This is a genomic window from Pseudomonas jilinensis (assembly GCF_003586265.1).
GTDB lineage: Bacteria > Pseudomonadota > Gammaproteobacteria > Pseudomonadales > Pseudomonadaceae > Halopseudomonas > Halopseudomonas phragmitis.
The window spans coordinates 42,634-63,629 of sequence record NZ_QJSA01000007.1 but is presented as its reverse complement, the minus strand read 5'-3'; the positions used below and the strand labels follow the sequence as shown (position 1 = coordinate 63,629).

Annotated in this window: 24 protein-coding genes; 17 read left to right on the top strand and 7 right to left on the bottom strand. The window is 61.8% G+C overall.

Annotated features, from left to right (window positions below):
- Position 1: 1 nt before the first annotated feature.
- From C2846_RS09105 to C2846_RS09085, 5 genes are all read right to left on the bottom strand, one after another.
- Positions 2-886: a CheR family methyltransferase gene (locus tag C2846_RS09105; RefSeq protein ID WP_373279479.1), complete on the bottom strand. Its 885-nt coding sequence runs from the start codon at positions 884-886 to the stop codon at positions 2-4.
- 59 nt (positions 887-945) lie between these two features.
- On the bottom strand, positions 946-2,985 hold the full coding sequence (locus tag C2846_RS09100; protein ID WP_080049173.1) for a methyl-accepting chemotaxis protein: 2,040 nt from the start codon (positions 2,983-2,985) through the stop codon (positions 946-948).
- A gap of 81 nt (positions 2,986-3,066) precedes the next feature.
- Positions 3,067-3,603 (bottom strand): chemotaxis protein CheW, encoded by a 537-nt coding sequence (locus C2846_RS09095; protein ID WP_119701356.1) that lies wholly within the window; start codon positions 3,601-3,603, stop codon positions 3,067-3,069.
- 44 nt (positions 3,604-3,647) lie between these two features.
- Positions 3,648-4,013, bottom strand: coding sequence for a twitching motility response regulator PilH (gene pilH / locus C2846_RS09090; RefSeq protein ID WP_080049172.1), 366 nt, complete (start codon positions 4,011-4,013; stop codon positions 3,648-3,650).
- Between the two features lie 38 nt (positions 4,014-4,051).
- Positions 4,052-4,468: a response regulator gene (locus C2846_RS09085; protein ID WP_080049171.1), complete on the bottom strand. Its 417-nt coding sequence runs from the start codon at positions 4,466-4,468 to the stop codon at positions 4,052-4,054.
- A gap of 222 nt (positions 4,469-4,690) precedes the next feature.
- On the opposite strand from C2846_RS09085, the gene gshB reads away from it, so the two are divergent.
- From gshB to siaD, 11 genes are all read left to right on the top strand, one after another.
- Positions 4,691-5,647: a glutathione synthase gene (gene gshB, locus C2846_RS09080; protein ID WP_119701286.1), complete on the top strand. Its 957-nt coding sequence runs from the start codon at positions 4,691-4,693 to the stop codon at positions 5,645-5,647.
- Positions 5,648-5,710: 63 nt separating this feature from the next.
- Entirely contained in the window at positions 5,711-6,610 is a 900-nt protein-coding gene (locus C2846_RS09075; protein ID WP_119701285.1) for an energy transducer TonB, read from the top strand.
- A gap of 83 nt (positions 6,611-6,693) precedes the next feature.
- Positions 6,694-7,263: a YqgE/AlgH family protein gene (locus tag C2846_RS09070; protein ID WP_119701284.1), complete on the top strand. Its 570-nt coding sequence runs from the start codon at positions 6,694-6,696 to the stop codon at positions 7,261-7,263.
- Positions 7,263-7,694, top strand: a complete 432-nt coding sequence (ruvX, locus tag C2846_RS09065; RefSeq protein ID WP_420849035.1) for a Holliday junction resolvase RuvX — start codon at positions 7,263-7,265, stop codon at positions 7,692-7,694. The genes C2846_RS09070 and ruvX overlap by 1 nt, the downstream gene beginning before the upstream one ends.
- A complete protein-coding gene (gene pyrR, locus C2846_RS09060) occupies positions 7,691-8,197 on the top strand; it encodes a bifunctional pyr operon transcriptional regulator/uracil phosphoribosyltransferase PyrR (RefSeq protein WP_119701283.1) in 507 nt (168 codons plus the stop codon). Before ruvX ends, pyrR begins: the two co-directional genes overlap by 4 nt.
- 7 nt (positions 8,198-8,204) lie before the next feature.
- Positions 8,205-9,200, top strand: coding sequence for an aspartate carbamoyltransferase catalytic subunit (locus tag C2846_RS09055; RefSeq protein WP_080049165.1), 996 nt, complete (start codon positions 8,205-8,207; stop codon positions 9,198-9,200).
- A gap of 3 nt (positions 9,201-9,203) precedes the next feature.
- Positions 9,204-10,475 (top strand): dihydroorotase, encoded by a 1,272-nt coding sequence (locus C2846_RS09050; RefSeq protein WP_080049164.1) that lies wholly within the window; start codon positions 9,204-9,206, stop codon positions 10,473-10,475.
- A 62-nt stretch (positions 10,476-10,537) separates the two neighbouring features.
- Entirely contained in the window at positions 10,538-12,529 is a 1,992-nt protein-coding gene (gene siaA, locus C2846_RS09045) for a biofilm regulation protein phosphatase SiaA (protein ID WP_119701282.1), read from the top strand.
- Between the two features lie 62 nt (positions 12,530-12,591).
- The gene (siaB, locus tag C2846_RS09040) at positions 12,592-13,134 is read left to right on the top strand and encodes a biofilm regulation protein kinase SiaB (protein ID WP_080049162.1); all 543 of its coding nucleotides are present in this window, start codon (positions 12,592-12,594) and stop codon (positions 13,132-13,134) included.
- Positions 13,135-13,154: 20 nt separating this feature from the next.
- Positions 13,155-13,538 (top strand): biofilm regulation phosphoprotein SiaC, encoded by a 384-nt coding sequence (siaC, locus tag C2846_RS09035; RefSeq protein WP_080049161.1) that lies wholly within the window; start codon positions 13,155-13,157, stop codon positions 13,536-13,538.
- A 4-nt stretch (positions 13,539-13,542) separates the two neighbouring features.
- Positions 13,543-14,349, top strand: coding sequence for a biofilm regulation diguanylate cyclase SiaD (siaD, locus tag C2846_RS09030; protein ID WP_119701281.1), 807 nt, complete (start codon positions 13,543-13,545; stop codon positions 14,347-14,349).
- 13 nt (positions 14,350-14,362) lie between these two features.
- Here the strand turns inward: siaD and C2846_RS09025 are convergent, their stop codons facing one another.
- Positions 14,363-15,499, bottom strand: a complete 1,137-nt coding sequence (locus C2846_RS09025) for a PilT/PilU family type 4a pilus ATPase (RefSeq protein ID WP_080049159.1) — start codon at positions 15,497-15,499, stop codon at positions 14,363-14,365.
- 57 nt (positions 15,500-15,556) lie between these two features.
- Complete coding sequence (locus tag C2846_RS09020) at positions 15,557-16,591, bottom strand: type IV pilus twitching motility protein PilT (RefSeq protein WP_080049158.1); 1,035 nt, start codon at positions 16,589-16,591, stop codon at positions 15,557-15,559.
- 80 nt (positions 16,592-16,671) lie between these two features.
- Between C2846_RS09020 and C2846_RS09015 the strand changes: the two genes are divergently transcribed.
- The 6 genes from C2846_RS09015 (at position 16,672) to metW (ending at position 20,996) form a co-directional block, all read left to right on the top strand.
- Positions 16,672-17,373 carry a YggS family pyridoxal phosphate-dependent enzyme gene (locus C2846_RS09015; RefSeq protein WP_119701280.1) on the top strand — a complete coding sequence of 234 codons (702 nt, stop codon included), beginning with the start codon at positions 16,672-16,674 and terminating at the stop codon, positions 17,371-17,373.
- Positions 17,374-17,377: 4 nt separating this feature from the next.
- Positions 17,378-18,193, top strand: coding sequence for a pyrroline-5-carboxylate reductase (proC, locus tag C2846_RS09010; protein WP_080049156.1), 816 nt, complete (start codon positions 17,378-17,380; stop codon positions 18,191-18,193).
- A 9-nt stretch (positions 18,194-18,202) separates the two neighbouring features.
- Complete coding sequence (locus C2846_RS09005) at positions 18,203-18,793, top strand: YggT family protein (RefSeq protein ID WP_080049155.1); 591 nt, start codon at positions 18,203-18,205, stop codon at positions 18,791-18,793.
- Positions 18,794-18,875: 82 nt separating this feature from the next.
- Positions 18,876-19,166: a DUF167 family protein gene (locus tag C2846_RS09000; RefSeq protein WP_119701279.1), complete on the top strand. Its 291-nt coding sequence runs from the start codon at positions 18,876-18,878 to the stop codon at positions 19,164-19,166.
- Between the two features lie 94 nt (positions 19,167-19,260).
- Positions 19,261-20,403, top strand: coding sequence for a homoserine O-succinyltransferase MetX (metX, locus tag C2846_RS08995; protein WP_080049153.1), 1,143 nt, complete (start codon positions 19,261-19,263; stop codon positions 20,401-20,403).
- Between the two features lie 2 nt (positions 20,404-20,405).
- Complete coding sequence (metW, locus tag C2846_RS08990; protein ID WP_080051639.1) at positions 20,406-20,996, top strand: methionine biosynthesis protein MetW; 591 nt, start codon at positions 20,406-20,408, stop codon at positions 20,994-20,996.

Genomic DNA, 20,996 nt, shown 5'->3' with positions numbered 1-20,996 from the left:
TTCACTCCAGAGATTCCATACCATCCCGGCGCACATAGGCCTGTACCCGGTCATCGGGTACCCGCTCGAGCAGGGGATTGTTCCAGTCCACGATCTCACCCAATCCGATCACCAGCATGCCGCCCGGAGCCAAGCGCCGGGCCATCAGGTTGAGCAGGTCGCGCCGACGCCAACGGCGGAAATAGATGAGCAGGTTCTGACAAAAGATGACGTCCAGGTCCCGGATCGGAGCCTGGGCAAGTTCAAGAATATTCAACCGACTGAAGCACACCCGTTCGCGCAGATTGGCGACTACCTCATAGCTGCCATCCTCCAGCGGGCGCAGCCAGGTATCACGCTCGGGGACTTGCAACTGGGTCATGCGGCTCTGGGCATAACGAGCCTGCCTACCCTGCTCCAGGGCCCGCGCACTGATGTCGGTCGCCCAGACCCCGTAGTCGCGCGCAGCGCGGCCATGGGCTTGCAGACTACGCTCGGCCACCATCGCCAGCGAGTAGGCTTCCTCACCACTGGCACAGCCAACACTCCAGAGCTGCAAGGGCTGGCCGGCAGGCCGCTGCGCCAGACGCTGGGTCAGATAGCGAGCCACGCAGTCAAATGATGGTCGGTGGCGCATAAAACTGGTTTCACGCACGGTCAGCCGATCAATCAAGGTCGACCACTCCACCGCGCCGACCGGCCCTTGGGTCACATGCTCGTAGTAGTGCTGGTAATCATCGATCCCCAACTCACGCATGCGCATACCCAGGCTGGTCTGCAGGAACAGCTTGCGCTGCGCGCTGACACAGACGCCTGTGCGATTTTCCAGCAGCGTTTGCCATTGGTTAAACTGATGGCTGTCCATATCCGGCAGTTGCTGCAATGACCAGTTGGGTTGTTTTTGCACCTTGTACCCCTCGCTGACGCCGGCAGCGGGGTCGCCAAGCCGGCGCCCCGTCTTTCAGACTAGCCCTTTTGGTCTGGCAAGGTGAAGCCTTCAACCGACTGGCGCATGGCGTCGGCCAACTTGGCCAGCTCACCGATGCTGCGCGCCGTGGCGGTGGTACCCGCCGAGGTCTGCGAGGTGATTTCCTGAATCACGTTCATGGTGTTGGAGATGTGACCTGCGGACGAGGCCTGCTGACGGGCAGCGTTGGAAATGTTCTGAATCAGCGCCGCCAGACTGGTGGATACCTTCTCGATCTCTTCCAGGGCCACACCCGCGTCCTGAGCCAGGCGCGCACCACTGACTACCTCGGAAGTGGTTTGCTCCATCGAGATTACCGCCTCGTTGGTATCGGTCTGAATGGTTTTAACCAGCGCCTCAATCTGTTTGGTCGCCGCCGATGAGCGCTCCGCCAGACGCTGTACTTCGTCGGCTACCACCGCGAAGCCTCGGCCAGCATCACCGGCCATCGACGCCTGAATCGCCGCGTTCAAGGCCAGGATGTTGGTCTGGTCGGCAATGTCGTTAATCAGACTTACGATGTCACCAATCTCCTGGGACGACTCACCCAGGCGCTTGATCCGCTTGGAAGTATCCTGGATCTGTTCGCGAATGGTATCCATGCCAACGATGGTGTTCTGCACCACCTCGTTGCCCTTGTTGGCGATGGCTACCGAGCGCTCCGCTACCGCTGACGATTCGGCAGCGTTGGCCGACACCTGATCAATCGACACCGCCATCTCGTTAACCGCGGCCGAAGCCCCGGCAATTTCCTGGGCCTGGTGTTCGGACGCCTCGGCCAGATGCATCGCCGTGCCCTGGGTTTCCTGAGCCGCTGTAGCCACTTGCAGAGCGGTTTCGTTAATGGTCTGAACCAGCGCCCGCAGTTGGTCGATCGAGTAGTTGATCGAGTCGGCGATGGCCCCGGTGAAGTCCTCGGTTACTGTCGCCTCAGCCGTCAGGTCACCGTCGGCAAGGTCGGCAATTTCATCGAGCAGACGCAGAATCGCGGCCTGGTTACGTTCGTTCTTTTCCGCCGTTTCGGCCAGACGCTGGCGGGTCTCGCGGGTCATCTGCACACCGATCAACAGAATGCAGCCCAGCGCGATCAAGGCCAGCACATAGCCCAGCAGGGTATTGGCCAGACGCGAGTTGCTGCGTGCCTCAAAGTTATCAGCCAGCCTGGAGGTGTTATCCAGCAGCGACTGCGAGTCGGTGAAGATTTCGTTGGCGGCGGTACGCACCAGATAGAGTTCCGGGGAAGTCAGCAGGATCTCATCCACTGAGTCGGATACGAAGCTGAACTGATTGGCGATTTCGTCAAGACGGGCGCGCACATCCTCATCATCGACCCGCTCGATGCCCATCACCGCATTACCCGTCAACATGCCCTGCAATACCCGACCGAACAGCGCAGCGTCACGGCCGAAACTGTCAGCTGCCATGACCGCATCGGCATCACCACTGAGTACCCGGTTTACCGAACCCAGAATCCGTTCAGCCAGCAGTGACTGACGCTGGGCAATAGCGACCTGGTCAGCCGGTGTACGGTTTTCGATCAGAACATCAACCACATCCTCGTACTCGACCTGCAGGTAAGGAATGGTATCTGCCAGAACCATGGCCACCTCGTGCAGCGACAGTACCGTGCGCTGACTGGCCAGGATCGCATCAGCATTGGTCCGCACCTTGTCCCAGTCGGCCTGGGCAGCTCCCATGATGTCAGCCAGGCTGGCCGGTGCAGCCGGCAGAGCGGTTTCCTCACGGCCTTCGGTCAGATAACCCCAGCGTTCCTGGAAGTCATTGCGCGCCTCCAGCAGCAGACCAAAGGCCTCCTGGGTCCCGGTCGCCGCTTCGGTCGCCGACTTGGAAATCTGCTGGGACAGTACCCGCAGCTCACCGGCGTGCGCGATGTATTCGGTGTCGTAGGAACTCTGGAGGTTCAGGTACAAAAAGTTCACGAACAGCAGCAGCAACGACAGGATCAGCGCGGCGAACAGGCCACTGATCGCGCGGTTACCGCGCATGGCGGACAGTATCTGCAAATCGAGCTTTTTCATCTTCTGGCCCCTACCTGGCCTACAGCGTAGTTCTAATTACCCTTGGACTGTCACGGTGCCCTGGCCGGCCACCGCCCCCGATCAGATCGCCACGTCGAGAAACGCCTGATCGCGCGCCAGTGCCCTGAAGTTGAACACCAGCGATGTCTGTTGCCCGACGTAAGCGCCCACGACAAAAGGGCTTAATTCCGGCGCCACGCTTGGCACCTCGGCGGTGAAGGTGCTGACCGGAAAATGCTGCATACCCAGCAGCTCGTCGACCAGCAGCCCAACGAACAGTCCGTCGCGGTCCAGCACCAGCACCCGACGCTGCTTGCGCGAGCCACTGCTGGCGCTGCCGAAAAAACGTCCGAGATCGATGATCGGCAACAGCCGACCACGCACATTGGCCACTCCCCGCACCCAGCTCTTGACCCGGGGCAAGGCGGTGTAGCGCGGTTCGTGCAGAATCTCGCTGACTTCACCCATGGCCGCGATCAGAGCTTGATCGCCCAGCCGAAAACCGACGCCGCTCCAGGTCTCGCTGACCACGTCCTGAGCCGGCAAGCCGGTCGCCTGCTGGCGACACAGACCAGTCAACTGCAACAGCAGATCAAAAGGGTGATTTGACTCAGACATGCCGGCCCTGTTCTGGTTGTTATGCGGCACGGTGGAGGTGACCACTAGCTGCCCAGCACCGACTTCAGCGTCTGGATCAGGGTCGCTTCCTCAACCGGTTTGGTCAGGTAGTCCTTGGCCCCCTGGCGTTTGCCCCAGACCTTGTCGGTTTCCTGATCCTTGGTGGTGACGATGATGACCGGGATATTCCCGGTTTCCGGGTCCTTGGTCAGTTGACGGGTAGCCTGAAAGCCATTGAGGCCAGGCATGACGATGTCCATCAGGACTGCATCGGGTTTTTCCTGGCGGGCCAGGGCAACGCCGTCGGCACCGTTATCGGCCTTGAGCACCTCATAGCCATTTTTTTCCAGCATGCCAGTCAGCTTGTACAGCTCGGTTGGCGAGTCATCCACGATAAGAATTCTGGCCATTGGGCTCCCCTGGTATTTCCAAAATGGTACTGCGTGCCTCAGGCGCTGGCGGCCCCGGCGGCGTTATTATCAGTTTGTGGTACGTGGGTGCGAATTGCTCCCAGCAACTCTTCCTTACTGAACGGCTTGGTCAGATACTGGTCCGAACCGACAATCCGGCCCTTGGCCTTGTCGAACAGACCGTCCTTGCTCGACAGCATGATCACCGGCGTGGCACGAAACGCACTGTTGTTCTTGATCAGCGCACAGGTCTGATAACCATCGAGTCGCGGCATCATGATATCGACAAAAATGATATCCGGGTGGTTATCGGCAATCTTGGCCAGCGCGTCAAAGCCATCAACCGCGGTGATGACCGTACACCCGACCTTTTTCAGCAAGGTTTCCGCCGTACGCCGGATGGTCTTGCTGTCATCAATCACCATGACCTTCAGGCTTTCGAAATTTTCTTCCATAAGACCAGCCTTATTATGAATGGAGGCTTACATCGTCGGGCGGCAAAGAGCCGGCCGTAGCCCAGCCAATCCCTTTCCGCGTACTTTTAACACAGATTTCCTGGTCAATCTATAAACCCCTCTCAGGTATGGGACAGACCCGACATTTCGTCAATCTTCCACCCCGAGCCAGGCAGAGGTTACACTCCAAAACCCATCAACAGTTCAGCGGACCCGCCTCCTATGCACATTCGCCTCGGCATCGTCATGGATCCGATCAACGCGATCCACTACAAGAAAGACAGCTCACTGGCCATGCTGCTGGCAGCCCAGGCACGCCAGTGGGAGCTGTTCTATCTGGAGCCGGACGACCTGTTCCTGAGCGACGGCAAGGCCATGGGCCGGATGCGTGCGCTAAAGGTACATGCCGACCCCAAACACTGGTTCGACCTGGGTGAGCCAGAAACTGCCCCGCTGGCCAAACTGGATGTGGTCCTGATGCGCAAGGACCCGCCGTTTGACAACGAATTCCTCTATGCCACCCACATCCTCGAAGCAGCCGAGCGCGACGGCGTGCTGGTAGTCAACCGCGCCGCCAGCCTGCGCGACTGCAACGAAAAGCTGTTCGCCACCCAGTTCCCGCAATGCGCGCCGACCAACGTCGTGTCCCGCCGGGCAGACATTTTGCGCGCATTTGCCCAACAACACCGTGACGTCATTCTCAAACCACTCGACGGCATGGGGGGCTCGATGATTTTCCGCATCCGCGAGAACGACCCCAATCTCAGCGTGATCATTGAGACCCTGACCCGTCACGGTCAGCAGCAGATCATGGCTCAGCGTTATTTGCCGGAAATCGCTAATGGTGACAAGCGCATCCTGATGATCAACGGCGAACCGGTGCCCTACTGCCTGGCGCGCATCCCGCAGCAAGGCGAGACCCGCGGCAATCTGGCTGCCGGCGGTCGCGGCGAAGCTCGTCCCCTGACCGAACGCGACCGCTGGATCGCCAGCCAGGTTGGCCCGACCCTGCGCGAGCGTGGCCTGCTGTTCGTCGGCCTGGACGTAATCGGTGATTACCTGACCGAAATCAATGTCACCAGCCCGACCTGCATCCGCGAGATCGATGCCGCCTACGATACTGACATCGGCGGACGACTAATGGACTGTATTGAGGAACAGCTCAAAGTTGGCGCATAGACTTTTGCCGCATGGCGGGGCAGACTGCGCAGGAATCGGGTATGCCCCTTATTTACGGACCACATGAATACCGCAGTAGTCGCCCCCAGCCAGCTTGAACCCCCAGTCGTCAGCGCCAATGACCGTCTGGGCTTCACCCTGTTCCTGGCCGCCATACTGCACGCCCTGGTCGTTCTCGGCATCACCTTCGACCTGCCCAAACCCAGCGAGCTGTCGAAAACCCTGGAAATCACCCTCGCCACCCAGCCCAGCGACAAGGTGCCCGAGCAGGCCGACTACCTGGCCCAGATCAATCAGGAAGGCAGCGGCACGCTGGAACACAAGGCCGCGCCCAGCACCCCGGAGCAGGCACCGTTCCAGGACAGCGAGATTCACGAAGTCACACCACCGGCCGAAGCCAGCAGCCCGCCCCCGGTCCCGCAGCAACAGACCCCGGTGGTAACTACCCAGGCCCCCAGTCGTGACCGGGTCAGCCCGACTCCGACCCAGCCGCAGCCGGTCGAACAGCCCCGTCCGCTGCAACGCTTCGATCTGTCGCGCCTGTCAGAGGAGATCGCCAGCCTGGAAGCGCAACTGGCCGATGAACGCCAGCAATACGCCAAACGTCCGCGCGTGCACCGGCTCAACGCCGCTTCGACCATGCAGGACAAAGGCGCCTACTACAAGGAAGCCTGGCGCCGCAAAGTCGAACAGGTTGGCAACCAGAACTACCCGGCCCAGGCCCGGCAAAACCGGATCTACGGCAGTCTGCGGCTGATGGTCGCCATCAACCGCGATGGCAGCCTGCGCGATGTCCAGGTACTGGAGTCCTCGGGCCATCAGATCCTCGACCAGGCCGCCCTGCGCATCGTCCGCCTGGCCGCCCCCTACGCCCCCTTCACCGGCGACCTGCTCGACGTCGACGTACTGGAAATCATCCGCACCTGGCGTTTCGAGCCCGGCGACCGGGTATCGAGCTTTTAACCGACAAGCACAACGTCCAGCGCAACCTTGCCCGTCGCACCAGGCCCCTTGCCCTCGCCTGACTTCCCCTCAATACTATGGCTATGAGCACATCGACCCCGAGCTATCTCAAGCACCAGTTTCTGATCGCCATGCCACACATGAGTGATCCGCGCTTCGTGCATACCCTGATTTACCTGTGCGACCACAACGAAGAAGGCGCCATGGGCCTGGTGGTCAACCAGCCCAGCGGCCTGAGTCTGGGCGACATCCTCGATCAACTGGCGCCCGAACTCGAAGTGCCGGCCACTTGCGCCAGCCAGGTCATCTATAGCGGCGGCCCGGTTCAACCCGAGCGCGGCTTTGTCCTGCACCGGGGCGCTGGCCAATGGGAGTCGACCCTGGATCTGGGCCCGATCCAACTGACCACCTCGCGCGACATCCTGATCGACATGGCCCGCGGACACGGCCCGGACACCGCCGTCATCGCCCTGGGCTATGCCGGCTGGGGCGCCGGCCAACTGGACCAGGAGTTGATCGACAACGTCTGGCTGAACTGCCCGGCCGACCTCTCCATCCTGTTCGACCTGCCCTGCGAGCAACGTCTGAGCGCCGCCGCCCGCAGTCTGGGGATCGACCTCAACCTGCTGACCAGCCAGGCAGGCCACGCCTGATGCCGATCCGCGCCCTGGGTTTTGATTACGGCACCCGACAAATTGGTGTAGCCGTCGGCCAGAGCCTGACCGGCAGCGCTGAGCCGCTGCGCGAGCTACGCGCCCGCGATGGTGTGCCCGACTGGGAGCAGATCGCCCGACTGATCAGCGAGTGGCAACCCGACGCCCTGGTCGTCGGCCTGCCCCTGAACATGGATGGCAGCCCTAGCGAGATGAGTGCCCGCGCGGAAAAATTTGCCCGTAGGCTTCAGGGCCGCTTCGGTCTACCGGTCCACTGCATCGACGAACGCCTTTCCACCTTCGAAGCCAAGCAGAGCCTGCGCGACAGCGACCGCACGCCGACCAGTTACCGTGACAATCCGGTCGACAGCCTGGCGGCGGTGCTGCTGCTGCAAACCTGGCTTGGCAATCTATCCGAGGAGACATCATGACCGCACTGCCCGAGGTCGAGCCGCTACTGGCGCGCATGGCCACCGAGCTGACCGCCCACCTCAAACGCCTGCAGCGGCCTGACCCCGCGTTTGTCGGGATTCACACCGGCGGCGTCTGGATCGCCGAAAGCCTGCGTCAGCGCTGCGCCCCCGCAGCACCGCTGGGCACCCTGGACATCGCCTTCTACCGTGATGACTTCGAGCAGGTCGGCCTGCCGCAGCGGGTGCGCCCCTCGGAACTGCCGTTTGCCGTCGACGACCGCCACCTGATACTGGTCGATGACGTACTGATGACTGGCCGCACCATCCGCGCCGCGCTCAACGAACTGTTCGATTATGGCCGCCCGGCCTCGGTGACCCTGGTCACCCTGCTCGACATCGAAGCCCGCGAACTGCCAATCCGTGCCGACATCCTCGGCGCCAGCCTGGCCCTGCCGCCGAGCCAACGGATAAAATTGACCGGCCCCGAGCCCCTGCACCTGACCCTGAACCCGGCAGACTGAGAGCCCCATGAGCCTGACACCCAGCCACCTGCAACTCAATCACCTGGGCCAATTGCGCCACTTTCTGACCATCGAGGGACTGTCGCGCGAATTGCTGACCGAACTGCTGGACACCGCCGACTCCTTTCTCGAAGTCGGCGAACGGGCAGTCAAGAAGGTCCCACTGCTGCGCGGCAAGACCGTCTGCAACGTGTTCTTCGAGAACTCCACGCGCACCCGCACCACCTTCGAACTGGCCGCCAAGCGGCTGTCGGCTGACGTGCTTAACCTGAACATTTCGACCTCTTCGACCAGCAAGGGTGAGACCCTGTTCGATACCCTGCAGAACCTGGAGGCCATGGCCGCCGACATGTTCATCGTCCGCCATGGCGACTCCGGCGCCGCGCACTTCATCGCCGAAAAGGTCTGCCCCCAGGTCGCCATCGTCAACGCTGGCGACGGCAACCACGCGCACCCGACCCAGGCCATGCTCGACATGCTGACCATCCGCCGGCATGCCGGCGACTTCAGGAATCTGTCGGTGGCGATCGTCGGCGACATCCTGCATTCACGGGTGGCGCGCTCGAACATGCTGGCGCTCAAGACCCTGGGCTGTGAGGATCTGCGAGTGATCGCCCCGCGCACCCTGCTGCCAGCCGGTATCGAACAGTACGGCGTACGGGTGTTCAACGACCTGCGCACCGGCCTGCGTGATGTCGACGTAGTGATCATGCTGCGCCTGCAGAAAGAACGCATGCAAAGCGGTCTGCTTCCCAGCGAAGGCGAGTTCTACCGACTCTACGGCCTGACCCGGGAAACCCTGGCTCTGGCCAAGCCCGAGGCCCTGGTGATGCATCCTGGGCCAATCAACCGCGGGGTGGAAATCGAATCAGAAGTCGCCGACGGTCCGCAGTCGGTGATTCTCAATCAGGTCACCTACGGTATCGCCGTCCGTATGGCAGTGATGTCGATGGCCATGGCCGGCCAGAACGCCCAGCGCCAGCTCAACCAGGAAGCCCAGTAACCGATGAAACTGACCATTGCCGGCGCCCGTGTCATCGACCCGGCCAGCCACTTCGACCAGATCACCGACCTGCACATCGCCGCCGGACACATTGTCGCCATTGGCGCCGCCCCGGAAGGCTTCAGCCCCAACCAGACCATCGATGCCCGCGGCCTGATCGCCGCCCCCGGCCTGGTCGACCTGAGCGTCAGCCTGCGCGAGCCGGGCTATACCCGCAAGGGCACCATTGCCAGCGAGACCCGCGCCGCAGCCGCCGGCGGAGTCACCAGTCTGTGCTGCCCACCAACCACACGCCCGGTACTGGATACTCCAGCCGTTGCCGAATTGATCTTCGACCGCAACGAAAAAGCCGGCCAGACCCGGGTTTTTCCAATTGGCGCACTGACCCGGGCACTGGAAGGCGAACAGCTGAGCGAGCTGGTAGCCCTGCGCGACGCCGGCTGCATAGCCTTCACCCAGGGCCTGGCACCGATCAAGAGCAACCGCATTCTGCGCCGCGCACTGGAATATGCAGCTGGCTTTGACCTGTCGATCATCTTCACTCCGATGGACCCGGCGCTGGCCGAAGGCGGCATGGCCCATGAAGGCCCCACTGCCGCCCGCCTGGGCCTGGTCGGCATTCCTGAAAGCGCCGAAACCGTGGCCCTGGCCCGTGATCTGCTGTTGATCGAACAGACTGGAGTGCGAGCGCACTTCAGTGGCCTGTCCAGCGCCCGTGCCGTCGACATGCTGGCCGACGCTCAAGCCCGTGGCCTGCCGGTAACCGCCGATGTTGCCATGTATCAACTGCTGCTATGCGACGAAGACCTGGCCGGCTTCTCCAGCCTCTATCACGTCATCCCTCCGCTGCGCAGCGCCAGCGATCGCCGGGCTCTGCGCCAGGCAGTACAGGAAGGCGTGATCCAGGCCATTGCCTCGCACCACCAGCCGCACGAGCCGGAGGCTAAGCGTGTACCCTTCGCCGCCTCGGAACCCGGCATCAGCAGTGTCGAGATTCTGCTGCCGCTGGCCCTGACGCTGGTTGCCGACGGCCTGTTGGAGCTCCCTGCCCTGCTGGCCCGGCTCACCACCGGTCCTGCCAACGCACTGGGGCTGCCGGCCGGACGTCTGGAACTGGGCGGTGAAGCCGACATCGTGCTGTTCGATCCGGTTGCCTCCAGCCATATCGGTCATAACTGGCTGTCCAAGGGCGCCAACTGTCCCTTCATCGGCCAGGGTGCACCCACCGTGGTCACCCACACCCTCAGCCACGGCAAACTGGTTTACCAGGCCTGAACTTCCACTGACCCGCCGGGCGGTCCGCGCCCGGCCTCGCACCTGCAAGGATTCCGCGCATCATGGCTGCCTTCGGATTACGTGCCAAATCGTTCCTGGCCCTGGTACTGGCCTGCCTACTGGCTCTGGTGCCAGCTTTACTTATCGGCGGCCAGGCACTCAAAGGCATTCACCAGCACTTTGGCGAGGCCTATGCGCGCAACGCCACCCAGCTCAACCGCGAGCGGATCTTTGCCCCGATTTCCCGCGAACTGGCTCTGTCCCTGCGCTTCGCCAACTCCGAAGTCACCCGTCAGTGGCTGCTCGATGAGCAGAATCCGGACAAACACAGCCTGTTTTTCCGCGAAGCCGAAGGCTATCGCCAGGCCTTCCGCGACCACGCCTATTTCATCGTCAACACCAATAGCCTGGACTACTACTTCAACGGCGGCGACCAAAGTTTCAGCGATCAGCCCCGCTACCGAATGAGCCCGGACAATCCCGATGATCGCTGGTTCTTCGGTACCCTGGAGTCAACCAGCGACTACAACATCAACGTCGACAGCAACCCGCAGATGAATACCACCCGGGTCTGGCTCAACATGCTGATCCGCAATGACCACAAAATCATCGGCATTGCCGGCTCGGGCATTGATCTGTCGAACTTCATCAGCGATTTCATCGCCAGCGAGCTGGCCGGGGTCAGCCCAATGATCCTCGACCGCCACGGCGCCATTCAGGCTCACCAGAATCCCGAGCTGATCGCCCTCAACTCCGGTGCCGACGGCGCGGCCCAACCCGAATCGCTGGTCTTCAGTCTGCTGGGCAGCGCCGACCAGGCCGAGAGCCTGCGCCAGGCCATGCAGCAGGCCGAACAGCAGCCCGACCAGGTCCAGACCCTGCGTCTGCAACTGCAGGGCCGTGAACAGTTGCTGGCGCTGGGCTTTATCCCGGAGCTGGGCTGGCATGTGGTCAACGCGGTCGATCTCAATACCGCCGAGGTAATCAACCGTCAGTGGCTGTGGCCGCTGGTAATCGGCCTGGCTGGCCTGATCCTGGCACTGGTACTGCTGTTCGCACTGGGCACCGAACGCCTGCTGCTGCGGCCACTGCGCCAGCTTCGGCAAAGCGCCCAGGCACTGGCCGCCGGCAACTACGATGTACGTCTGCCCAAGGCCCGCAACGATGAAATCGGCGAACTCAGCAGCGCTTTCGGCAGCATGGCCGCGCGAGTTCGGGAAAATACCCAGCAACTGGAAAGCCGGGTTCAGGAGCGCACCCGCGCGCTGGAAGAAGCCAACCGCGACATGGCCAACGCCCACAAGAAAATTGGCGACTCAATCGACTACGCCAGCCTGATCCAGCGGGCGATTCTGCCCAATCGCGAACTGGTCAATACCCTGGGTGATCGCCACGCGGTGCTGTGGCGCCCTCGCGATGTGGTCGGCGGCGACTTCTACATTTTCCGTAACCTGGGTCAGCACTACCTCCTGGGCGTAGTCGACTGCGCCGGCCATGGCGTACCCGGCGCACTGATGACCATGCTGGCCCACGCTGCACTGGATCAGGCAATCAGCGACTGTGGCCCGCAGGACCCGGCCGCAGTCTTGCAGCGCACCGATCAGATCGTGCGCAACATGCTGGGCGACACCCCGGAATTCAGCTCGTTGGCGACCAATATGGATGTCGGACTAGCCTTCGTTGACCTTGATCAACGCAAAGTCACCTTTGCCGGTGCCAAAATCGCCCTGTATTTCAGTGATGGCAATCGGGTCGAACACCTACCCGGAGGGCGGCGGGCGCTGGTCGACAAACGCCAAGGCCAGTACCACAACACTGAAACGGAATTGCTCAGTGGCCGCACCTTTTATCTGTGCACCGACGGCTTCCTGGACCAGGCTGGCGGCGAGCTTGGCTTTGGCTTCGGCAACAGCCGGTTTGCCGAGATGCTGCGCAAGCACGCCTGTCTGCCACTGGAGCAGCAAAGCGCCGCTTTCAGCGCAACCCTGGCCGCCTACCAGGGCAGTTACCCACAGCGCGACGACATCACCATGCTATGCTTCCGCTTTGATTGAGCCATGAGTTCATGTTACAAGGCGTTGCACGGTGGTTATTGTTTGACCCAGCAGGAGCTTCCATGTCCATGATCGACCTGTTCGCCATGCGCGAAACCTTCAACCGCCAGCAGATCATGCTCTGCTTCAACGGGCCCATTTCCCGCAGCCTGATCGAGGAAATCGGCAACGCCCTGCGCAACTATCTGGCCGCCGACCATGCCCACCCCTCGGCGGCCATGGACGTATTTGCCGTGTATATCGAAATGACCCAGAACATCCGCCACTACACCCGCGACCGCGGCTGGAGCGAGCAGGACGCCAGCGCCACCGTGGTTGTCTCGCGTGACGACAACGGCCATTACGTGGTGTCCTCCGGCAACCTGATCGAGGCCGCTGATGGCGAGGTTCTGGTCAACAGCATCGAAGCGCTTGGTCTGCTCGACAAGGCTCAGCTCAAGGCCGCCTACAAGGAGCAGCTGCGCCGCCCGCGAGATGCCGAAGTAAGCAGCGGCGCCGGCCTGGGTCTGATCGACATCGCCCGCAAGTCCAGCGAACCGCTAAAGGCAGCGTTGCAGCCGGCCGATAACGGCAAAGCTTTTTTCAGCCTGCGGGCCGTCATCTGAATATCCGAGAATCAACCCCCATGACCGATATCACGATTGCCGGGACTCAATCCACCCCGGACATCCGCACCGAATGGAGCACCGGCCGACTGTTCATGCAGGGCGACTCCTACCCGGAAAACTCCTACGAACTGTTCAACCAGATCTTTGAATGGATCGAGCGTTTTCTGGCCGAAGGCGGACGCCCACTTAGCCTGGAACTGAACCTGCTGTATCTCAACACCAGCAGCATCAAGGCGATGATGGACATCTTCGACCTGCTCGAAGTTGCCCATCAGGAGCACAAGCCCGTAGCCGTCAACTGGTACTACGACCAGCGCAACGAGCGGGTCGCCGAACTGGCCGAGGAGTTCAAGGAAGACTGCAGCTTCCCGTTCGAGATCATTCCCAGCCCGCAGGCCTGAAGCCATGGCCCAGACCAAGTCGCCGCCACTCGAAACCCGGATCAGTCAGTTGCTGGCCGATTCCGAGCACCAGGACACCTCGCTGCATCAAACACTCAGTGAACTGTGGGATGCTCATCAGGAACTCGTGCGCCGGCTGGAACGGATTGCCCGGATCTCCGATGCCTACCAGAGCCTGGCCAAGCAAAAGGAGCAGAGCCTGGCCGAGCGGGTCAACAAACAGTTGCGGCAACTGGAAAAGGTCGCGCGCATCTCTGACCGCTATCAGCAGATGATGCGCGATCTGAACCTGGCCCTGCAGGAAGCTTCGACCCACGATGCCCTGACCGGGCTGCCCAACCGGCGGCTGCTGGTCGAACGGCTCAAGGAAGAAAGCGAACGCTTTCGCCGCTATACCCGGCCATTCAGCATCGCCATGATCGATATCGACCACTTCAAGCTGATCAATGACCACTTCGGCCATGAAATCGGTGACAACGTACTGGTCGAGGTTGCCCGGGTGCTGGACGCTGAGATTCGCGAACATGACCTGTGCGGGCGCTGGGGCGGTGAAGAGTTTCTGGTGCTGCTACCGGAAACTGATCAAGGCACCGCCAGCCAGGTACTCGAGCGGCTGCGTCAGGCCGTGGAGCGGCTGACCGTGCGGGTCAATACGGCATCGGTATCGGTCACCATCAGCGTCGGCCTGGCCGAACACCTGGCAGGCAACAGCTACTCGGACACCATCAATCGCGCCGACGGCGCCCTGCTGGCAGCCAAGCGCAGCGGTCGCAACCGAGCCAGCTCAGCCGTCACCGAAGACGTTCTGTAAGCCCCGGCGCCTCTCAGCGCCGGCGGTCGTCCTCTTCGACAGTCAGGGTAAACTCGCTGGTGTCCTGCATCAGATGCTTGCCATCGGTTTCCGAACCCAGCTTGATCATCAGCCGCAGGTCGTTGGCCGAGTCGGCATGCAACAACGCATCCTCATAGGTGATTTCGCCAGCGCTATAGAGCTTGTACAGCGCCTGGTCGAAGGTCTGCATACCCAGCTCGTTAGAACGCGCCATCAGCGGCTTGAGTTCGTGTACCTCACCCTTGCGGATGATATCGGCGGCCAGCGGGGTGTTGAGCAACACTTCAATGGCCGCACGCCGACCCTTGCCATCCGGCGTGGGGATCAGCTGCTGGGCAACGATGGCCTTGAGGTTGAGTGACAAGTCCATCCACACCTGCTGATGCATCTCGGTGGGGAAGAAGTGAATGATCCGATCCAGCGCCTGGTTGGCGTTGTTGGCGTGCAGGGTCGCCAGACACAGGTGACCGGTCTCAGCAAAGGCCACCGCATGCTCCATGGTTTCCTTGCTGCGCACCTCACCGATCAGAATCACATCCGGAGCCTGACGCAGGGTGTTCTTCAGCGCCACCTCGAACGAGTCGGTATCGATACCGACCTCGCGCTGAGTGACGATGCAGTTCTGGTGCTGGTGAATGAATTCGATCGGATCTTCGACCGTGATGATGTGGCCACTGGAGTTCTTGTTGCGATACCCGATCATTGACGCCAGCGAGGTGGACTTACCGGTACCGGTGGCGCCCACGAAGATCACCAGTCCGCGCTTGGTCATCGCCAGCTTCTTGAGGATCTCCGGCAGCCGCAACTCCTCGATGGTCGGGATATTGACCTCGATCCGCCGCAACACCATGCCGACCAGGTTGCGCTGATAAAAGGCGCTGACCCGAAAGCGACCAATGCCCCGGGCGCTGATGGCGAAATTGCATTCGCGCTTTTCGGCGAACTCGCGGCGCTGGGCTTCGGTCATCACTCCGAGTACGGTTTCCCGAGTCTGCTCGGGCGACAACGGAGTCTTGGTAACCGGCAGGATCTTGCCGTTCACCTTCATGCTCGGCGACACGCCAGCGGTAATGAACAGGTCGGACGCACCCTTTTCGACCATCAGGCGCAGCAGCTTCTCAAACTCCATGACTTCCCTCGTTCAATAGGCCAGTGCTAATGCTCCGGCGACCTGTAAGCGGCATCCTTAGATGCCTTCTGCAATCTTGGCCTTCTCGCGGGCCGATTCCTTGGTAACCAGTCCTTTGGCGACCAACCCCTTCAGGCACATGTCCAGGGTCTGCATGCCGATATTGCCGCCGGTCTGAATCGCCGAATACATCTGCGCCACCTTATCCTCGCGGATCAGGTTACGAATCGCCGGCGTGCCGATCATGATCTCGTGAGCTGCCACCCGGCCACCGCCGATCTTCTTGAGCAGGGTCTGGGAAATCACCGCCTGCAGCGACTCGGACAACATCGAGCGAACCATGGCCTTCTCTTCGCCGGGAAACACATCAACCACCCGGTCGATAGTCTTGGCGGCGCTGGTGGTGTGCAGGGTGCCGAATACCAGGTGACCGGTTTCGGCAGCGGTCAGCGCCAGGCGAATGGTTTCCAGGTCACGCATCTCACCAACCAGAATGATGTCCGGGTCTTCACGCAGAGCCGAGCGCAGAGCTTCGGCGAACCCCAGGGTATCGCGGTGCACCTCACGCTGGTTGACCAGGCACTTCTTGGATTCGTGAACGAATTCGATCGGATCTTCGATGGTCAGAATATGCTGGTACTTGGTGACGTTCAGATAATCGAGCATCGCCGCCAGGGTGGTCGATTTACCCGAGCCGGTCGGCCCGGTCACCAACACCAGCCCACGCGGCACATCGGCAATCTTGCGAAACACTTCGCCCATGCCCAGTTCTTCCATGGTCAGCACCTTGGACGGAATGGTCCGGAACACCGCCCCGGCGCCCCGGTTCTGGTTGAAGGCGTTGACCCGGAAACGGGCGACCCCGGGCACTTCGAAAGAGAAGTCAGTCTCAAGGAACTCTTCATAGTCCTTGCGCTGCTTGTCGTTCATGATGTCGTAGATCAGCGCATGAACCTGCTTGTGTTCCATGGCCGGCACATTGATGCGGCGGACGTCACCATCAACCCGGATCATCGGCGGCAATCCAGCCGACAAGTGCAAGTCAGACGCGCCCTGCTTGGCACTGAAGGCTAACAGTTCGGTAATGTCCATAGGGTTCCCCATTGCATCCTGCAAGCATGTAGAATGCCGACAGGCCCTTTTTCTGATTTGGCAGGTAATAAACGTCCGTAATGTCCACGATAGCAAAGAATATTGCAAACGTACGTGAACGCATTCACCGTGCGGCAAAAAGTGTCGAGCGCGACCCGGCCGGGGTGACCCTGATCGCGGTCAGCAAGACCCGCCCGGCCGGCGACATTCGCGAGGCCTGGGCCGCCGGCATTCACGACGTAGGCGAGAACTATCTGCAGGAAGCTCTGGACAAGATCGAGGCGCTGGCCGACCTGCCACTGACCTGGCACTTCATCGGCCCGATCCAGTCGAACAAGACCCGCGCCATTGCCGAGCACTTCGACTGGGTACACAGCGTCGACCGGCTGAAGATCGCCAAACGCCTGTCCGAGCAACGCCCCACAGAGCGTGGCCCGCTGAATATCTGCCTGCAGGTCAATATCAGTGGCGAGGACAGCAAGTCCGGCGTCGCGCTGGCCGACTTGCCGGCTCTGGCCGCCGCCGTTGCCGAGCTGCCCAACCTGCGTCTGCGCGGGCTGATGGCGATTCCGGCACCAGCCGAGGACAGTGCCGCCCGGCGTGCCCCGCTACAGGCTCTGCGCCAGGCGCTGCAAGCGCTACCGCTGCCCCTGGATACCCTGTCGATGGGCATGACCGACGACCTGACCGAAGCGGTTCAGGAGGGGGCGACCCAGGTCCGGATTGGCACGGCCCTGTTCGGGGCCCGCGACTACTCCCATTCACCTCACGTGCAAGGATAACTCCATGAGCGCTCCGACCATCGGATTCATCGGCGCCGGTAACATGGCCACCAGCCTGATCGGCGGCATGCTGCAGCAGAACTTCAAGCCAGCCCGGATCATGGCCAGCGACCGCACCGCCGAGCAGTGCGACAAGCTGGCCCGCCAGTTCGGCATCCGCGCCACCACCGACAACGCCGAGCTGGCCCGCGAGTGTGATGTGCTGGTGCTGGCGGTCAAGCCGCAGGTCATGCAGCAGGTCTGCCGTGCCCTGCCGGCCGAACGCAAGCCCGGCCAACTGGTGATCTCGATTGCCGCCGGCATCAGTTGCGCCAGTCTGGCCGAATGGCTGGGCGACGGTCCGCTGGTACGCTGCATGCCCAACACCCCGTCACTGCGCCGCCAGGGGGTCAGCGGCCTGTACGCCAATGCTCTGGTCAGTGACACGCAAAAGCAACAGACCGAAGATATCCTCAACGCCGTGGGCATCAGCCTGTGGCTGGAGCAGGAAAGCCAGATCGATGCCGTCACCGCGGTATCCGGCAGTGGCCCGGCCTATTTCTTCTATCTGATGGAAGCGATGATCGCCGCCGGCCAGCAGCTTGGCCTGCCACGCGAAACCGCCGAACGCCTGACCCTGTTCACCGCCCTGGGCGCCGCCGACATGGCCGTGCACAGCGATGTCGATGTGGCCGAACTGCGCCGCCGGGTCACCTCGCCGGGTGGCACCACCGAACAGGCCATCAACAGCTTTGCCGCCGACGGTCTGCCGGCCATGGTCGAACGGGCCATGCAAGCCTGCGCCCGACGCGCCGACGAACTGTCCAAAGAACTCGCCTAAGGAGCTTTCATGAACGGACTGAACATGGCCGCCGTCTATCTGGTCCAGACCCTCGGCAGCCTCTACCTGCTGGTCGTACTGCTGCGCTTCATCCTGCAACTGGTGCGTGCCGATTTCTACAATCCGCTGTCACAATTCATCGTCCGCGCCACCGCCCCGCTGCTGACCCCGATGCGCAAGGCCATCCCCGGCTTTGCCGGCATCGACTTCGCCTCGCTGGTACTGGCCGTGCTGGTACAGCTGGTGCTGATCGGCCTGATCATCAAGCTGATGGGCGCTGCCCTGCCCGGCGTACTGCAGATGCTGGTCTGGTCGCTGGTGGGCGTAACGGCACTGTTCATCAAGATCTTCTTCTTCGCCCTGATCGCCAGCGTGATCCTGTCCTGGGTCGCCCAGGGCAGCCACAACCCGGCGGTAATTCTGGTGCATCAGATCTGCGAGCCGATCCTGGCACCAATCCGCAAGATCATCCCTTCGCTTGGCGGCCTGGACCTGTCACCAATCTTCGGCTTCATCGCCCTGCGTCTGGTCGATATGCTGGTGGTCACCAACCTGGCAATCGCTACCGGCATGCCACGCGGACTGACCCTGGCCTTGTAAGACGCTGTCGCCCCACCGTCATTGCGAGCCACAGACCCACGGCCCTCGCAATGACGGTAGCGCAGCACACAGGAACTGAGCCATGCCGTTCTACCACTGGCGCGACAACGACCTGATTCTCGACTGCCACCTGCAACCCGGAGCCAAACAGCCAGGGTTTGCCGGGTTACATGGCGAACGGCTGAAGATCCGCATCAGCGCCCCGCCAGTGGACGGCAAGGCCAACGCCATGCTGATCGAGTTTCTGGCCCAGGCCTTCGCCGTACCCCGGCAACAGGTCAGCCTGCTCAGCGGCCAGCAAAGCCGCCAGAAACGGGTATTGATCATAGCCCCGCAGCAGTTTCCCGCAGAGCTTGGGATCAGCCACGGCTAATATTGCGTCCGCCAGTCACCCTCTTTAGACTGGCGCCTCTATCGTTGGTCGCCTGCCACTCTCAGCGAGCAACTCACACAGGAACAGGTTCCCGATGTCCAGATTTCCCGCCGACTCCGTTGGCCTGGTGACGCCCCAGCGCCAGGCCTTCACCGAGCCCCTGCCGCTGGCTTGCGGCAAGGCGCTGGCGCAGTACGAACTGGTATATGAAACCTACGGCAGCCTGAACAGCGCCGGTGACAACGCTGTGCTGATCTGCCACGCGTTGTCGGGCCATCACCATGCTGCCGGCTATCACAGCATCGAAGAGCGCAAGCCCGGCTGGTGGGATGCCTGCATTGGTCCGGGCAAAGCCATTGACACCAACCGCTTCTTCGTCGTCAGTCTCAACAACCTGGGCGGCTGTCACGGCTCGACCGGCCCGTCCAGCATCGACCCGGCCACCGGCAAGGCCTACGGCGCCAGCTTTCCGGTCATGACCGTGGAAGACTGGGTCAACAGTCAGGCCCGCCTGGCCGATGTGCTGGGCATTGGCCAGTGGGCCGCCGTGGTCGGCGGCAGTCTTGGCGGCATGCAGGCGTTGCAGTGGGCGATCAGCTATCCCGAGCGGCTGCGCCACTGCGTGGCGATCGCCACTGCGCCCAAACTGTCGGCCCAGAACATCGCCTTCAATGAAGTAGCGCGCCAGGCGATCATCACCGACCCGGACTTTCACAACGGCGATTACGCCGCCTTTGGGGTGATTCCCAAGCGCGGCCTGATGCTGGCGCGCATGGTCGGTCATATCACCTACCTGTCGGACGACTCGATGGGTGAGAAATTCGGTCGTGAACTGCGCAACGACCAGCTCAACTACGACTTCAACAGCGTTGAATTTCAAGTCGAGAGCTATCTGCGCTATCAGGGTCAGGAGTTTTCCGGACGCTTTGACGCCAACACCTACTTGCTGATGACCAAGGCGCTGGACTACTTCGACCCGGCCGCAGCCCACGCTGGCAACCTGGCGAAAACCTTCGAGCAACTGCAGGCCCAGTGTCTGATCATGTCGTTCACCACCGACTGGCGCTTTTCCCCGGCCCGCTCGCGGGAGATCGTCGACGCCCTGCTGGCCGCGCGCAAGCCGGTCAGCTATCTGGAAATCGAAGCAGCCCAGGGCCATGACGCCTTCCTGCTGCCGATTCCACGCTACATCGACGCCTTCAGCAGCTACATGAACCGTATCGAGGTGAGCCCATGAGCCTGCGCGCCGACCTGGAAATCATCCAGCAATGGATCAAGCCGGCCAGCCGGGTACTCGACCTGGGCTGTGGTGACGGCGAACTGCTGCACTACCTGAACCAGCACAAGCAGGTCCAGGGCTATGGCCTGGAGATCGATCCTGACAAGATCGCCCACTGCGTGCGCCAGGGCGTCAGCGTGATCGAGCAGAACATGGACAAGAGCCTGGACAACTTCGCTGACAACAGCTTCGACAGCGTGGTCATGACCCAGGCCCTGCAAGCTGTGCACTACCCCGACCGGGTGCTGGAAGACATGCTGCGTATCGGCCGCGAGGCGATCCTGACCTTCCCCAACTTCGCCCACTGGCGCTGCCGCCTGTACCTGGGACTCAAGGGACGCATGCCGGTTTCCGAGTTCATGCCCTACACTTGGTATAACACACCCAACATTCACTTCTGCACCTTCAAGGACTTCGAAGACCTGTGCCGTCAGCGCTCGATCAAGGTGCTTGATCGTCTGGTCGTCGACCAGACCCACCAAAGCCGCTGGTTCAGCGGACTGTGGCCAAACCTGTTGGGTGAAGTCGCGATCTACCGGGTTACCCGTTAA